This is a genomic window from Streptomyces sp. AM6-12, from assembly GCF_044327085.1.
In the GTDB taxonomy this organism is placed as follows: domain Bacteria; phylum Actinomycetota; class Actinomycetes; order Streptomycetales; family Streptomycetaceae; genus Streptomyces.
Genome location: NZ_JBIQWN010000003.1, coordinates 24,076 through 37,616 on the forward strand (window position 1 = coordinate 24,076; position 13,541 = coordinate 37,616).

Here is a 13,541-nt window from a genome sequence, read left to right on the forward strand (position 1 = left end):
GCCGGCCATCTTCCACCGGTGCCGTCGGGCCGGTCGAGTCGTGGCACCGGGGACGGACTGCCCGTCGTGCCGGCACTCGGTATCGGCGAGCTACCCGAGGGCCTGCCGAGCGTCGCTCTGGTGTCCCCCGCCCCGGTCCGGTATCTCAGTCTCGCGGTGAAGAAGTCGATCGCACGGCACCCCGCCGCCCGGCGCGCCGTCGAGGTACTGGAGGGCTTGGTGGGCCTGGTGCGCGCGAGGAAATCCCGAGCCGGCTGATCCCCTTGAGCCTCAGGACGTGAAGGCCACTGACCGGTATCAACATTCGCGTCAGAGGGGGGAGTTGGCACCGTCACCGACCTACGAGCTGGCTCGGTCAGGAGCGCATCTGGGTGCCCAGGCGTACCAGCAGTTCCACGCCGCGGCGGAGTTGGTCGCGCTCACACGCCGTGAGTGCCTTGTCGATGGCGTCCGCGAGTACGTCGGCGCGTGCGTGCCGATCCTGTTCCAGGGCGGCCCGGCCCGCCGGAGTGACATGGACCAGCAGCTTGCGTCCGTCGGTGGGGTGCGGGCGGGTGGCGATCAGGCCGGCCTGTGTCAGCTCCTTGACCGTCCTGGCCGCCGACTGGTGCCGCACGCCGCGCGCTTGGGCCAGTTCGGCGATGGTCTGCGGGCCGTCGCGGTAGAGAAGGCCCAGGATGGCGGCCTCGGCGGCGGGCATCGTTGCCGAGTTGTGCTTCGTGCTGCGGACCAGGTGACCTACGGCTGCGCGCAGGTCCTCGGCCAGCTGACGGCTCTGTTCCATGGCGAAAGTCTACAGGGAAAGTGTACAACATAGCTGCACAGTCTAGGTGTACAACTTAGCTGTACGGATTGCCCTTCGAGGAACCAGAGAGATCTTCATGCAGCTCACCAAGTTCGGACACGCTTGCGTACAGTTGGAGCAGGACGGCCGCCGTCTCGTCATCGACCCCGGCGGCCTCACCGACCCTGCGGCCCTGGACGGCGCCTCCGCTGTCCTGGTCACCCACGAACACTTCGACCACTTCTCGGAGTCCGCACTGCGCGCCGCTGCCGCAGCCGACCCGGCCCTGGAGATCTGGACGAACACCGCGGTGGCCGCTCAACTCGACGGGCTGGGCAACCGGGTTCACCGAGTCGGTGAGGGTGACGCCTTCACGGCAGCGGGCTTCGACATCCAGGTCCACGGTGCCTGGCATGCGGTGATCCACCCGGACATTCCGCGAATCAGCAATATCGGCTTCCTGATCGACCGCCGTGTTTTCCATCCCGGCGACGCTCTGACCGTTCCGGACCAGCCCGGCCTGCAGGCGCTGCTGCTCCCGGTGCATGCTCCGTGGTCCACCCTTGGTCACCTGGTCGATTACGTCCGAGAAGTCGCGCCCAAGCACGCCTACGCGATCCATGACGGTGCCTTGAACGACACCGGCATAGCCATGGTCGGCGGACTGCTCGGCGAGCACGGCCCCGGCCTCGGCGCCCCCTACACCCGGCTGACCGCCGGTGCCACCGTTCCGGTGAGCTGAACGCCGCCGAGGCCGCGTCGGCCATGGTCGCTCCTGGCCGGTGCGTCGGGCGACCAGTGGCCACTGGCCACCGTGACGCTGGCCATCGTGACGGTGGCCGGTTCATCGCTCGTCCTTTCGGCGCCCCAGCCCCGGTCGCCCGCTGCCGCCGACGAGCCGGATCGCCGACCCCTCCGGCGAGCCGGGCCCCCAGTGTCGACGGCGCTCACCGAAAGTGACTTGAGAGGCTGTTGGCCGGTCAGTCCCGGGGCAGGGCGGCGAGCCAGCGGTCGTCCTGGAGCTCGGCAGGGACTTCGTCCTCCCTGCCCGACGGCACCACTGGCGTGCTTATCCGCGCAAAGCGCCCCTGCGGGTGATCCTCAGTGGCCTGACCGGAACCCCAGGGGACAAGGGCACTTGCTGCCCTGCCGCCAGGCCGGGAGCGTTTATGTGGCGGCGCACGGGCTCGCCCTGGCCCGGTCGGTGGCGGGCAGGCACGTGACGGCGCAGGAGGCGGTGGGCGCTGGAGGCGGCGACGCCGCATCGGGCGGCCAGCCGCACCGGTCCGATGCGGTGCTCGCGGCGCAGGCGCACGACCTGCCCCAGCCGTGCCGCGAGGCCATAGAGGGCGGGCTCGGCGCGCTCGGCCCGGTCCTCCACCAGCCGCGAACAGGCCGCGGGGTAGCGGGCGGGAACAGTAGACGCAGGCATCACCTGTTGGAAGGAGATGACTGCCCATAGCCGCTCCAGCGCAGGTGTGGAGTTCGACAATCTTGGCATGACGTCCCTCCCCAGCCGCCGCAGTCTGCTCGGCAAGGCCGTGGCCGCCGCCGGTGGCGCACTGCTCCTGAGCCAGACCGGCCGTGCCTTCGCCGCTCCGCAGACCGCCGCCCGGCGTGCCCTTCTTCCGGAAGTCGGGCAGACCTTCAACCTCAGCCTGAACGCCTTCGGCGCCACGCTGGCCGTGAACGTCCCGCCGCCGCTGCCCAGACTCAACTTCATCGGCTCCATCGTCCAGAAGGTCCTGGTCGGGGGCCTGGACTTCGTACGCCTACAGACGCTTGGCTTCACGATGGAGGCGTTCCACCCGCTCTACGGGAAGATCACTCTTCAGCTGCCGGACGTCGATGTCACTCCCGCAAGCATCCTCTCCATGGGCCCCGGCGGGCTTACCGAGACGTGGCTCGAATCGTTCAAAGCCACCTTCGAACGGAACGGGGACACCCCGGGCCCGTTCATCTACGAGACCCTCGAACCGGCGAAGTGGGTGGCGTCGAACCTCCCCCCAGTACCCGCCCCCGCCCCAGGGGACGGCCTCCGACGGGTCGCCCACCGGAGGAGCCTTGTTCCAGTTGCAGTCCCCCATCCGCTTGGGCACCGTGTCGCCCAGCGGCATCAAAACCACTTTCGCCCAGCTTCAGGGAATGAATGTCAACGAAGGGTACCTGGGGTAACAGGCCAAACACCGCCTGATCCACATGTTCTCACCACCGTGCTGGTGAGCACATAGTCACCCGGCTGCCTTGAGGCAGGTATCCGGGCTCGGCCCTCAGGACCATCGCGCGTTCGCCGAGCGACCCGGACAGCGTCCGAGCTGGACGAGGACGAGACCGGCGGGGAGGACGAGGCAGGCCGCGGACGATCCTCTGGGCGTAGGTGTCGTAGGGCGCGTACTGGTCCCCCTTGAAGAGGTACACGTCTGTGGCGTGGCCGGGCACGGGGCGGCGGCATCGAGTTCCAGAATGAACTGGGTGCCGATCAGTCCCCGCCGGCCGAACATGATGGGCGCGGGCGGGGTGCTCTGCCCGGTATGGACGTGGTACCGCAGGAAATCCATGCCCCGGGACAGGTACACGTCGGTGGAGCTGCCCGGTACCTGGCAGGCCGCGTCCACCCCGTACGCGAACATGTGCCGGTCAGACGGCATCCGGGGCGACGCCCTGCGCACGAGCGAGAGCGAACAGGACTCGCTCAATTGTGTCCAGACGCTGCGTGATCGACCGCTCCCCCGGCGCCCCGACGGCGTTGGCGAGGGAGTCGATGTTCCCGAACGCCGTGCGCTGCTGCTCACGGATCGTCGCCAACTGCTCGCCGTGCTCCGCACGGGTCCGCCCGGTGCGGAATGCCTCCGATTGCAGATCCCGCAGCCGCTCATCATGCGGCTCATTCACTATGCCGCCATCCTGACAGACTCCTCACCCCGGCCGGCTACCCCGCCGAACTCGGGGCCCTGGCCGGGACAGGCGGCCGCGATGGCATCACGGGAATCCGGGCTTTTGGCCACGCATGCCGGCGGTCAGCGCCATGATCAGCCGGCGTTGGAGTTGTGCCCGATGAGGTGGGTCAGCAGATCCACGATCTGCGCCTGATTGCGGTCGATCTTCTCCGCGAGGACGTGTACCTCACCGCCAGCTCGGCTTCGGTCGCGCCGGCGGCGGCGAGCAGCCACGGCAGCCGCCCGGTGGCGCTCACCCTGACGCCCCGGCCGGTTTGCGGGGAGACGAGCAGGCAGCTGCCATCGGTCCGGGAGTCCCGTACGAGATGGGGCTGCGCGGCGTGCCACACGCAGGCCGACTCCTCGCTGGAAGAGCCCGGTTCGACACTGAGCGCGCCGTGGGAGGTGAGCCGCGCCAACCTCGCCGCCGCCGCGCGGGGTGAGGGGATGTCACACCACAGGTCGGCCAGGGCGTGGTCCCGCCCGTCGAGCAGCGGCCGCCATTCCTCCGGTACCTCGGGCAGGGCGTCGCACGACGGCACGTGCAGCAGGACGCCGCGTCCGGTGACCGAGACCCGTCCGCGAGCCGCACCTGGACGCGGTGGACCGCCTGCGCGCCCACTTCCCTTCCCCCGTGTGGAACTCAACCCCCTACGTCATCGTGGGCCCGTGGGGACTACCCAGGCCCTTACAGCTGGATCTCGATCTGTTCGATGTCGGTGAATTCCACGCCCAGGCCGTGGGCGCGGGTGTTGTTGGCGCGGAAGTACATCTGGGCGAGGCCGTCGGCGGCGATCTGCTGGAGCTGGGATTCGGTGGCGCCCTGCTCGCGGGCGGTGAACAGTTGGGCGGCGAACTCGGGCGGCAGGGCCTGGAGGATGTCGCGGATACGGGCGTCGTCGGTGGTGCCCGGCGCCGCGGTGAACCCGAACCGGGCGCGGGTGGAGACGACCAGGCCGTCGGTGGTGGCTGCCCTTCTGCGTGCCCTGGCGCGTACCTGGGGCTGCCAGCGCTTCTTGACCTCACGCTCCATGCGGTCGCGCAGCTCGCGGCGGGGTCGTTTGAGCTGGCCGGTCACGTACCGTTCCACGGTGCGCTGGGAGATCCCGAGGAGCTGAGCGACGGCCCTGGTGCCCTTGAGCTGCTTGACCAGGTACTTCATCTGCGCCTGGGCGCTCTGCGGGGGGCGGCGGGTGAATGCCGCCTCCAGCGCGCGGTCCAGGCCGTCGCCGATCGAGTCCACCATGGGTTACTCGCCTTCCCCGGCGGTCGGGTCGGTCTTGACGAGGTTGGCGATGTTGAAGACGCCGCCGTGCTCCTCGAATTGCTGCTCCGCCCACAGCACGGTCCGGGTGCCCTGGTGCTTGACCATGCCAGGTGAGACGCCGAGCCGGAACGAGCCCGGCGCGGGCTTGCCTTCGGCCGTGTGCGGCAGGAAGTCCAGCGGGGAAGGGCCGGGTGAGGGGTAGACGAGGGCGTCGGTGCCGATCGCGACGGGGTAGGCACCGGCCGCGGCGGCGGTCTTCATCATCTTGCGGTGCATGCTGATCCGGACGCTCGCCAGGACGGCCGCCCGGATGTCGGGACGCCAGGTGAGGCGTTCCAGGGCCGGCCACGGCTCGTAGTACGGCACCTGGCCGCGGTTGCGCTGCCGCAGTTTGCCGATCCCGCCCTTCGCCGTCGCCTTGATGGCCTTCAGTACGAGGAGCAGGGCCGGGTCGGCGTCCCCGGAGCGGGCCATGGCGTCCAGGAATTGCCTTCCGCCCATGTCGGTGGTGACGCCGAGATCGGCCATCGTCGTGACGTAGGCGTCACGCAGCCGCTTGTACCAGGGGTCCAGGTAGCGCCCGGTTCGGGTGCGCACGTACGCCTCGATCGGTGCGACGTCGAAGCCCAGTTCCTGTGCGTAGGCGACGGTCGGAGTGGCGTACCAGGCCGGGCCGTCGGGGCGGTCGCCGGTCGGTGTGAACGGCGAGGGCAGCCGGTCGGCGTCGAGGAAGCGACCGTTGACCTGGACGCGGGAGAGGTCGACGTGGGAGAGGTCGACCAGCCACGAGCCGGGCAGCGCCGGGTCGAACCGGGGGTTGCCGGTCAGATGGGTGGGGCCGTTCAGGCCGACGGTAAGGCCGTTCGCGGCGGCGGCGAAGGCCATGTTGACGTCGATGGCGACCAGGTACGGCCGCATGCACTCGTCGTCGGTCAGCTGCCGGCACCAGTTGTAGGGCTCCTCCATCAGCATCTCGGCCGGGGTGCGCTGGTGGTGCCGGGCGTACTTTCCCCTCAACTTCGGGTGCTCGTCGGGGATTTCGCACTCCACCACGTCGTAGAGCCGGGTGAGTGCGTCGTCGTTCGGCGCCGGTTTGAACTCTCCGGTGGCCTCGTCCCGCTCCGCGCGGGTGGGGGGGCGCAGCGCCGTCATCAGTTCCAGGCCGGTGACCGCTGTGGTGCCGCGTGGTGTCATCACCCGGTCCGCGTACGTGCCCAGGAAGCGGGCCAGTTCCGCGGCGTGCATGGTGGGCAGCCGGGGGTCGTTCTTGTTGTCCCACTCGTCGATGGGCAGCGCGCCCCAGGCCGGGATGCACAGCTGCACGCAGCGGCGCCGGGAGCCCTCCGGCTCGCGGAAGACGCGCGCCCACGCGCCGAATCCGCGCCGGGTGAGCTGCTGCCCTGCCTTGGCGATCTGCTTGATCACCTTGTGGTCGGCCGGCAGCCGTCCGGCACGCCGGTCGTCGGGCGACAGTTCGGCGGGCAGGCCGTAGCGCTCCAGCGCGGCCGAGGTGAGGACGAGGACGGGGTCGGCGTCCTTGCCGTGGCGGTGCAGCCGGGCCTGGCCGAGCTTGGCCTCGGTCAGTGTCCAGTCGACCAGCGTGGGCAGGGTCTTGGCGGGCACGTCCAGGACCAGGCCGCCGACGCAGTACGCCGCCACCTGGCCGTCGTCGTCGACATCGACCACGGCCAGCGGGCCGTTCTCGAAGCGGCCGTCGGCGGCTGCCGTGGTGGCGGGCCCCTTCGCCGCCTTCTTCACGCCGGGGTGCGGGGAGTAGGTGGCCGGCCTCGCGGCGGGCGCCGGTCGTACGGCCGAGGTCGGGGCCGTCATCGCGGGCGCCGGAGCGGGAACGGGCGCCGGAGGGGGAACGGACACCGGGGCGGGAGCGGGAGCCGGGGCGGGAAGGGACGCCGGGGTGGGGAATGACTCCGGCTCCGGGGCGGGTGCCTCGTCGGGGGTCGGGAAGCGCTCGGCCAGCTTCTCCAGCAGGCGGGCGTACGCGGCGCGTTGTGGCGGGCGGGGTTCGTTCCTGCCGGATTCCCAGCTCGCGACCGTTTCCCGGCGGGTCTTCAGTGCGGACGCCACCTGGGCCTGGCTGAGCCCGGCGGCCTCTCGCAGGCGCTTGCGCTCGGCAGGGCTCGGGAGCGCGTCCTGGGCGACTTGCTCAAGCAGCGCATCCACCGCGCTGAACAGTTGGTCCTCAGTGGCCACAGGGCTCACCTCCACGAGACACCCTATCCAAAGCGCTCATCGAATCGGACGAAGTGTCGCCTGTGGATCGCACATAGGTGCCGTGGGGTGAGAGTGAGTGATTACGGCGTAATCACTCAGGGCGGAGGAGAGCGAGTGGGCGGGAGCCCGCGTCGGGTGATTACGGCGTAATCACCCGAGCACTCCCCCGGCAGGCATCAGGAGCTCGAGTCGGCGTCAGACGAAGAAGGCGTTCATACCGGGAACGTCGGACAGGTAGGTCTCGATTTCGGCGATCTTGCCGTCACGCAGGCGGCACACGGTGGACAGGTACTCGTCGAGGATCGCTCCCGGGCGCTGGGCGGTGTTGTGCAGCGACAGGGCCATGTTCTCGCGGCTGACCAGGATGTGCAGTAGCTCGAAGGACAGGCCGTACGAGGCGATCTTCTGAGCGCGCTCGACCACGGCGTCCGCGCCCACGGCGGTGCCGCTGATGGTGTTGTCGCCCGGCAGGGTCCACGTGGCGTCGTCGTGGAGCAGGGACCGGATGGCCGACCAGTCGGCGGAGGTGAGTGCGGCGTGGAAGCGCCGACCGAGGTCGTGGGCGGTGGTGGTCATGGCAGTCCCCTTCGGAGTGCGAGCGATAGCCCGGCTAACCGCAGCCAGCTAAAGCAGAGCGATTTGCTTTAACGCAGACTAGTACGCCTTACCCGCTAAAAGCAATCTGATCTGCGTTAGTCTCGGATACGTGAATGCCGAATCCCCCGCCAAGCGCCCCGGCGGCCGCAGCGCCCGCGTCCAGGCGGCCGTCCATCGAGCCGTCATCGACCTGGCCGGCGAGCGCGACGTGACCCAGCTGACGATCCCCGCAGTCGCCGAACGCGCCGGGGTCAACGCCACCACCATCTACCGGCGCTGGGGCACGCTGCAGGCCCTGCTCGCCGAGGTGGCCGCCCTGCGCGAGACCGCCGCCCCGCCTTCTTCCAGCGGCGACCTCCGCACCGACCTGGAGGCCTACGCGATCCGGACACTGGCCGATCTGACCCGGCCCGGCGGGATCGCGTTCTTCCGGGCAGAGGTCTCCCCCGACATCGACGAGCGCCGCAGCGGCCTGCGGGAATGTCTGCGGCGCGCCACGGCCGACCTCGACACGATCCTCGGAGCCTCCCGCGACCGGGGCGAGACACCTCCCCCGCTGGAGCGGCTGCTCGATCAGATCGTCGCCCCGCTCTACTTCCGCACCGTCTTCGCCGTGCCCGGCACCGACGAGACCTACGCCCGCACCCTGGTGGCCGACCTGTTCAGCGGGACCTGGCACCCGGCGATCAAACTCCGCTGAGACAGGTCACCAGGGCGGGGCGAGCCGACGTCGGGTGATTACGGCGTAATCACCCGACCGGTGAGAGCGCCGAGGGGGCTAGTGGCGCGCCATGCCGACGGTGCCTCGGTTGCGGCGCTTCCTCCGGTGTGCTGCGTGATGATTACGCCGTAATCGCTCTGCTCCGCAGGGAAGGGTCGGCCGGGGAAGGCGGACCGGTGATTACGGCGTAATCACCTCGCGCGGGAGCTGACGCGGTAACAAAGAGGCTTAACTAACGTGTCGGTGAGATAGATGATCAAGGACGTTAGTATGGTGTCTCCATGAGTTCGCCAGCCAACGATCGCGAGAAGGTCGTCTCCAAACTGCCGGGCTGGCTCCGGCAGAGCCTCAAAGTCAGGGCCGCTCAGTACGGCGTCGAAATCCAGGTCGCAGTCGAGCAGGGCATCACGGACTGGTGCCGACTGGCCTCCGCCGCCGCAACCATCGATACCTCCGGCGCCGATTCCTTCTCCACCTTCCTGCCTCCCGGGCAGTGGGAGGAGTTCAGGCAGATCGCGACGGACCGACGGGTCTCGCTCATCCAGGGCCTTGCCCAGTCCGTCCAGCTCTGGCTCGACGCCAACCCCGCGCCGGAAGTCGAACGGCCCGAGATCACCCGCCGGATCATCGTCTGCAACCAGAAGGGCGGGGTCGGCAAGACCGCGATCACCGCGGGGCTGGGAGAGGCGCTGGCCGAGGATTCCGAAGCCCTGCACCCCGTACGGGTCGCGAAGGCGCTCACCAAAGCCCTGCGGGACAGTGAGACCCAGTCAGGCGACATGCCGCCGCTGGACGACCCGCTCGACATCGAGAACCTTCCCGGTCCGGGCCTGAAGGTGCTGCTCGTCGACTTCGACCCGCAGTGTCACCTCACCAACCAGCTGGGCGCCACGCCGCTGCCCATGAACGGCGACAGCCTCACCAACCACATGGCGGGGGACCCCAAGGGTGACCTCCGCGACCTCATCGTCTCCATCGACGAAGACAACTTCGGCGGCAGGCTCCATCTGCTGCCCGCCTGCAACGACGCCTTCCTCCTCGACGTACGCCTGTCCGCCGTACGCGCCCGTGAGGCCGCGCTCGAACGGGCTCTCGCGCCGCTGGAGGCTGATTACGACGTAATCATCGTCGACTGCCCGCCCAGCCTCGGCCTGAGCATGGATGCCGCCGCCTACTACGGCCGACGCCGTGACGGGGAGAAGCCCGGCCAGTCCGGCGCGTTGATCGTCGTCCAGGCCGAGGACAGTTCCGCGGATGCCTACGAGCTGCTCACCACCCAGATCGACGACCTTCGCGGCGACCTCAAGGTCGACATCGATTACCTCGGCATCGTCGTGAACCTCTACGACTCCCGCCGCGGTTACATCGCCACCTCATCGCTCCAGGGGTGGGTCGACATAAAGGATCCGCGCGTCGTCGGCCTCATCGGTGACCTGAAGGAGCAGAAGGAAGCCGTCCGGGTGAAGAAGCCCCTACTGTCCTACGCGCCCAAATCGCAGCAGGCCGTGGGGATGCGGGCCCTGGCCAAGGAGGTCCTGTGAGCAAGGCCGACCAGCTGGGCAGTGGCCGTTTCGGCGGGGGAGTGCGCCCCATCAGCGCCCGCCGCCAGGCCGTGGCCGCCGCGACCGGGGTTCCCACCGAAGGCGTCGCGGCCCCCACGGAACTTCCCGTCCACCGCATCAGCCCCAACCCCGACAACCCGCGCTCCGCTCTCGGGGATCTGACCGATCTCGTCGGCAGCCTGAAGACCCATGGGCAGAAGCAGGCGATCACGGTCATGAACCGTGACGCCTACGTCAAAGCCAACCCCGGCCAGGAAGCCGCCCTTGAGCCGGACACCACCCATGTCGTCGTGGACGGCAGCAGCCGTCTCGCCGCTGCTCGCGAAGCCGGACTCGCCACCGTCAAGGTGATGGTCAGCGACGAGCAGGGTGCCACCTCCGAGGAACTCCTCGAATCCGCCCTGGTCGCCAACATCCACCGGCAGGACCTGGAAGAGATCGACGAAGCGCGCGCCCTCCAGAGGCTGCTGGCCATCCACGGGAGTCAGCGGGCCCTGGCCAAGCGCCTGCACCGCTCGCAGGGCTGGGTGTCACAGCGTCTCGCCCTGCTCAACCTGACGCCCGAACTACAGGCCCTCGTCGGGGAGGAGCCCATCGACCTCCTGCGCGCGGTCGGCAACAAGCCGGCCAACCAGCAGGAGGCGGCCTTCCGGGAGCTGAAGGAGGACCGGAGCCGCCGGGAGGAGGAGAGGTCTCGCGCGGCGAAGACTCAGCGCGAGCAGCTCGCAGCGGGATCGGTAGAGGGCGTCGCGGAGCCTCGCGGTGGTGATTACGGCGTAATCACCGAGGCGCCTCAGAGGACGCGGGCGGGGGGCACGTCCGACAGTGCACGGGGCGCGGACCCCGCTCCAGCTCCAGCATCGGCATCCACATCGGAAGGCGACACCGATCGGCCTGTGGTTCCCAAGTCGGCAGGCAGGGAAGGCGCAGGAGCTGTCGACGGGGCCGAGGAGGCTGCTCCCACGACGGTGCCGGTCCAGGCCACAGCCGCCGAAACGACGGCTGGTGCGGGGGGATCACAGCCGAAGAGGTTCCCCTACGAGAACGGCACGGACGCGGCGTACTTCCTGATCCACAAGATGCCGCCGCAGGAGTTCGACAAGATGCTGGACCTGCTGATCAAGCACAGGGACAGCCAGGCGGTCCACGCTGGCTGAATTCATACGGGCCCACGGGCTCCCTCGGCAATCGCCCCGGTGCCGAGCTGGTCGCCGGGGCGATTGCCTGGTGGTGAAGGAACACGTCCTGCGGACCGCACCTCATTGACGTGACGTACATGAGGTGCGGTCCGCAGGACGTCATGTCGCGCGTCGAAGAGGGATGACGACGTGCTCGCCGAGACGCTTGGGGTCGAGCCGGTAGTACCTGATGTGACCGATCCTCCCGGTCTCCTCGAGCCAGCCGGCTTCGATGACCTGCTTGCGGGTGCGGGAGAAGACGGGAGCTGCCATCCCGACCAGCTCCGCCAGGTTGGCGGCGGTCTCGAGGACCGCTCCGGAGCGGTCGGTGGGGTGGAGCGCGTAGAGCATGACGACGAGTCGCTGATTCGCTGTCATGCCTGCGGTCTTCTCGAGCAACTCGAGGTTCTGGTGCTTGTCGTCGCTGCTGTTCACTGGGCCTCCCACCGTGCAGGGATTTGGTCGTCGAATCCGGGAATGTCCGGCGGGTTGCACGTCTTCACTGCTTCACGTTGTTCGAGCCCCGTTCCGTGGAACGCGATGTAGGGGCTGATCCGGTAGAAGTTGTAGTTGCCGACGCGGCCTCGGACGACCAGGATGCGATGCTTCACCAGCTTCCTGTTGATCTTGCCGACGGCGTCGGCGGACATCCCTACCCGCTTGGCGATGTCCGCACCGGTGGCCCGCAGCGGTTCCATCCCCTCGGGGGAGACTCCGATCCACCATAGGACGAGGAACTTCTGACTGGGTGTGAACGCCTTGGACTCGGTGATCGCCTCTACCCGCGCCTTGTCGACCTGTGTGTGACGGCCGGAGAAGGCGTACGGCGCATAGGGGACCGGCTCGCCTGTATCGGCGTCGACCAGCCTGCGTGCTGCTCCCAATGAGCCCTCCGAGCGAGAGGTTGACTACCGGTTCACGAGGGGTGGCTGCGAGGCCGACCAGATGAACCTAACGTACATGAACGAGACGTCAATCAAGTCCGCCTGGGGGACGTGTCGTCTGCCTCCACGCTCATGTCGTACCGCGCCCGGATCACCGGTCTTTCGGCTCTCCTCATGTACTTCACGTCAATCTAGGGCGTTCCTAGGAACTGGGTACCGGGTCACAGGATCTGGGCACTCAGTTCCTAGGAACGCCCTCCACGATCGTGAGAACTGCCTGCCAGTTCTCACGATCGTGGTCGTCGACGGTCTCTATGCAGGTCAGAGCCGGTTTGGCGGGCGCGCTCTCTTACTTGGGGAACCAGCACCGCCTTCGGGGTTCCCGCCACCCCATCTGGGGCGTGCGTTCGCGCGACCACACGACCCGACACCACACGACCTCAGGAAGTACCCCGTTCCTTGCCCGATGCATCACCGCTCCCGCCTACGACGCCCACCCGGTTCACAGCGACCCCCCTCGCACCACCGCTCTCACCGCCGTATGCCACTCCGTCCTGGAACGCCGGAATCCGGCCCCCGCCCACAACGGCCCGCCGCTTCCTGGCGCGGACGGTCCGCGCCACGACGAAACGGCTGCGCGCCAGGAAGCGGCGGGGGAGCGGGGTCCAGGGGCCGGCGAAGGCCCCTGGTACCAGGCGCCCGCACCAAATCCACCGACCACGCAGGTCCTTCGCCTCCTTCATCGTCCGCGGATCACGATCACGGGGGATGTCGTGACCCGCGGACGAGGGCCAACAGGACCCGTCACGAGAGTTCTGCCGCGGTCGCAGGGCTGGGTGCCGACCGCGGTGCTGGGGGAGAGGGGCTGGACGCCGGTGACTGGAGCAGGAGGCGCGTCGGGTCGGTAGCTCCTCAGCCCTAGCGGGCTTGCGGTGCCCCGCCGGGATGTGCGTTCGCCGTGGGCGGCCAGCGGTCCGTCGGGGCATCTACCGACAGAGGCGTGGCTGAGACCGGGAAGGGGTCGCTGTGACACACGCGCGCCTGAGACGCCGACGAGCGGCATCGTCGTGGCTGACTTTCGGTGGTGCGGGACCAAACGGGACTGAGGCTGTGCTTGGGTCCCGTTTCAGTCCCGCAGGCAAAGTGCCTGGTCAGAGGCTTGTCTCGGCGGAGAACGGGACTGACGGGACTGACAGTGCAAGTTATACCGATCAGGCGCGCGCGTATGCGCGCGTACGTATGTATGTAGTACCACGCGTGTTTTGTAGCTCATATATAGGAGCTTGAGTCCCGTCAGTCCCGTAGAGGAGGGGTTGAGCCTTCTGACCTGCTGTTTTGTGGACGGGACTGAAACGGGACCGAAACGATGCCGGGCCCGCC

Annotated in this window: 14 protein-coding genes; 6 read left to right on the forward strand and 8 right to left on the reverse strand. The window is 68.7% G+C overall.

Annotation, left to right across the window (positions count from 1 at the left end; all coding sequences use genetic code 11):
• The first annotated feature begins 66 nt into the window (after nt 1–66).
• Nucleotides 67–258 carry a hypothetical protein gene (locus tag ACE4Q9_RS33510; RefSeq protein WP_397988342.1) on the forward strand — a complete coding sequence of 64 codons (192 nt, stop codon included), beginning with the start codon at nt 67–69 and terminating at the stop codon, nt 256–258.
• A gap of 97 nt (nt 259–355) precedes the next feature.
• Here the strand turns inward: ACE4Q9_RS33510 and ACE4Q9_RS33515 are convergent, their stop codons facing one another.
• A complete protein-coding gene (locus tag ACE4Q9_RS33515) occupies nt 356–784 on the reverse strand; it encodes a MarR family winged helix-turn-helix transcriptional regulator (protein ID WP_397988344.1) in 429 nt (142 codons plus the stop codon).
• 97 nt (nt 785–881) lie between these two features.
• Between ACE4Q9_RS33515 and ACE4Q9_RS33520 the strand changes: the two genes are divergently transcribed.
• Both ACE4Q9_RS33520 and ACE4Q9_RS33525 read left to right on the forward strand, forming a co-directional pair.
• Nucleotides 882–1,526 (forward strand): MBL fold metallo-hydrolase, encoded by a 645-nt coding sequence (locus ACE4Q9_RS33520; RefSeq protein ID WP_397988346.1) that lies wholly within the window; start codon nt 882–884, stop codon nt 1,524–1,526.
• A 757-nt stretch (nt 1,527–2,283) separates the two neighbouring features.
• The gene (locus tag ACE4Q9_RS33525) at nt 2,284–3,015 is read left to right on the forward strand and encodes a hypothetical protein (RefSeq protein ID WP_397988348.1); all 732 of its coding nucleotides are present in this window, start codon (nt 2,284–2,286) and stop codon (nt 3,013–3,015) included.
• A gap of 406 nt (nt 3,016–3,421) precedes the next feature.
• On the opposite strand, the gene ACE4Q9_RS33530 is transcribed toward ACE4Q9_RS33525, so the two are convergent.
• From ACE4Q9_RS33530 to ACE4Q9_RS33550, 5 genes are all read right to left on the reverse strand, one after another.
• On the reverse strand, nt 3,422–3,676 hold the full coding sequence (locus ACE4Q9_RS33530) for a hypothetical protein (RefSeq protein WP_397988350.1): 255 nt from the start codon (nt 3,674–3,676) through the stop codon (nt 3,422–3,424).
• Between the two features lie 172 nt (nt 3,677–3,848).
• Nucleotides 3,849–4,262 (reverse strand): hypothetical protein, encoded by a 414-nt coding sequence (locus ACE4Q9_RS33535; protein WP_397988352.1) that lies wholly within the window; start codon nt 4,260–4,262, stop codon nt 3,849–3,851.
• A 146-nt stretch (nt 4,263–4,408) separates the two neighbouring features.
• Nucleotides 4,409–4,966: a telomere-protecting terminal protein Tpg gene (gene tpg / locus ACE4Q9_RS33540; RefSeq protein WP_397988353.1), complete on the reverse strand. Its 558-nt coding sequence runs from the start codon at nt 4,964–4,966 to the stop codon at nt 4,409–4,411.
• Between the two features lie 3 nt (nt 4,967–4,969).
• Nucleotides 4,970–7,198 carry a telomere-associated protein Tap gene (gene tap / locus ACE4Q9_RS33545; RefSeq protein ID WP_397988355.1) on the reverse strand — a complete coding sequence of 743 codons (2,229 nt, stop codon included), beginning with the start codon at nt 7,196–7,198 and terminating at the stop codon, nt 4,970–4,972.
• 216 nt (nt 7,199–7,414) lie between these two features.
• On the reverse strand, nt 7,415–7,795 hold the full coding sequence (locus ACE4Q9_RS33550) for a nuclear transport factor 2 family protein (protein ID WP_397988357.1): 381 nt from the start codon (nt 7,793–7,795) through the stop codon (nt 7,415–7,417).
• A gap of 130 nt (nt 7,796–7,925) precedes the next feature.
• Here ACE4Q9_RS33550 and ACE4Q9_RS33555 point away from each other — a divergent pair, with 130 nt between their 5' ends.
• The 3 genes from ACE4Q9_RS33555 to ACE4Q9_RS33565 all read left to right on the forward strand — a co-directional run bounded on the left by ACE4Q9_RS33555 (nt 7,926) and on the right by ACE4Q9_RS33565 (nt 11,256).
• Entirely contained in the window at nt 7,926–8,516 is a 591-nt protein-coding gene (locus tag ACE4Q9_RS33555; protein WP_397988359.1) for a TetR/AcrR family transcriptional regulator, read from the forward strand.
• A gap of 302 nt (nt 8,517–8,818) precedes the next feature.
• Entirely contained in the window at nt 8,819–10,078 is a 1,260-nt protein-coding gene (locus ACE4Q9_RS33560) for a ParA family protein (RefSeq protein ID WP_397988361.1), read from the forward strand.
• Nucleotides 10,075–11,256 carry a ParB/RepB/Spo0J family partition protein gene (locus ACE4Q9_RS33565; protein ID WP_397988363.1) on the forward strand — a complete coding sequence of 394 codons (1,182 nt, stop codon included), beginning with the start codon at nt 10,075–10,077 and terminating at the stop codon, nt 11,254–11,256. The genes ACE4Q9_RS33560 and ACE4Q9_RS33565 overlap by 4 nt, the downstream gene beginning before the upstream one ends.
• Nucleotides 11,257–11,397: 141 nt before the next feature.
• On the opposite strand, the gene ACE4Q9_RS33570 is transcribed toward ACE4Q9_RS33565, so the two are convergent.
• Both ACE4Q9_RS33570 and ACE4Q9_RS33575 read right to left on the reverse strand, forming a co-directional pair.
• Entirely contained in the window at nt 11,398–11,655 is a 258-nt protein-coding gene (locus ACE4Q9_RS33570) for a hypothetical protein (RefSeq protein ID WP_051850404.1), read from the reverse strand.
• 53 nt (nt 11,656–11,708) lie between these two features.
• Complete coding sequence (locus tag ACE4Q9_RS33575) at nt 11,709–12,161, reverse strand: MarR family transcriptional regulator (protein WP_397988364.1); 453 nt, start codon at nt 12,159–12,161, stop codon at nt 11,709–11,711.
• Nucleotides 12,162–13,541: the final 1,380 nt, after the last annotated feature.

Excerpts from the sequence above, each read along its gene's own strand:
- ACE4Q9_RS33515 (WP_397988344.1), bottom strand. The coding sequence starts at position 784 with ATGGAACAGAGCCGTCAGCTGGCCGAGGACCTGCGCGCAGCCGTAGGT.
- ACE4Q9_RS33520 (WP_397988346.1), top strand. The coding sequence starts at position 882 with ATGCAGCTCACCAAGTTCGGACACGCTTGCGTACAGTTGGAGCAGGAC.
- ACE4Q9_RS33525 (WP_397988348.1), top strand. The coding sequence starts at position 2,284 with ATGACGTCCCTCCCCAGCCGCCGCAGTCTGCTCGGCAAGGCCGTGGCC.
- tpg (WP_397988353.1), bottom strand. The coding sequence starts at position 4,966 with ATGGTGGACTCGATCGGCGACGGCCTGGACCGCGCGCTGGAGGCGGCA.
- ACE4Q9_RS33550 (WP_397988357.1), bottom strand. The coding sequence starts at position 7,795 with ATGACCACCACCGCCCACGACCTCGGTCGGCGCTTCCACGCCGCACTC.
- ACE4Q9_RS33560 (WP_397988361.1), top strand. The coding sequence starts at position 8,819 with ATGAGTTCGCCAGCCAACGATCGCGAGAAGGTCGTCTCCAAACTGCCG.
- ACE4Q9_RS33570 (WP_051850404.1), bottom strand. The coding sequence starts at position 11,655 with ATGACAGCGAATCAGCGACTCGTCGTCATGCTCTACGCGCTCCACCCC.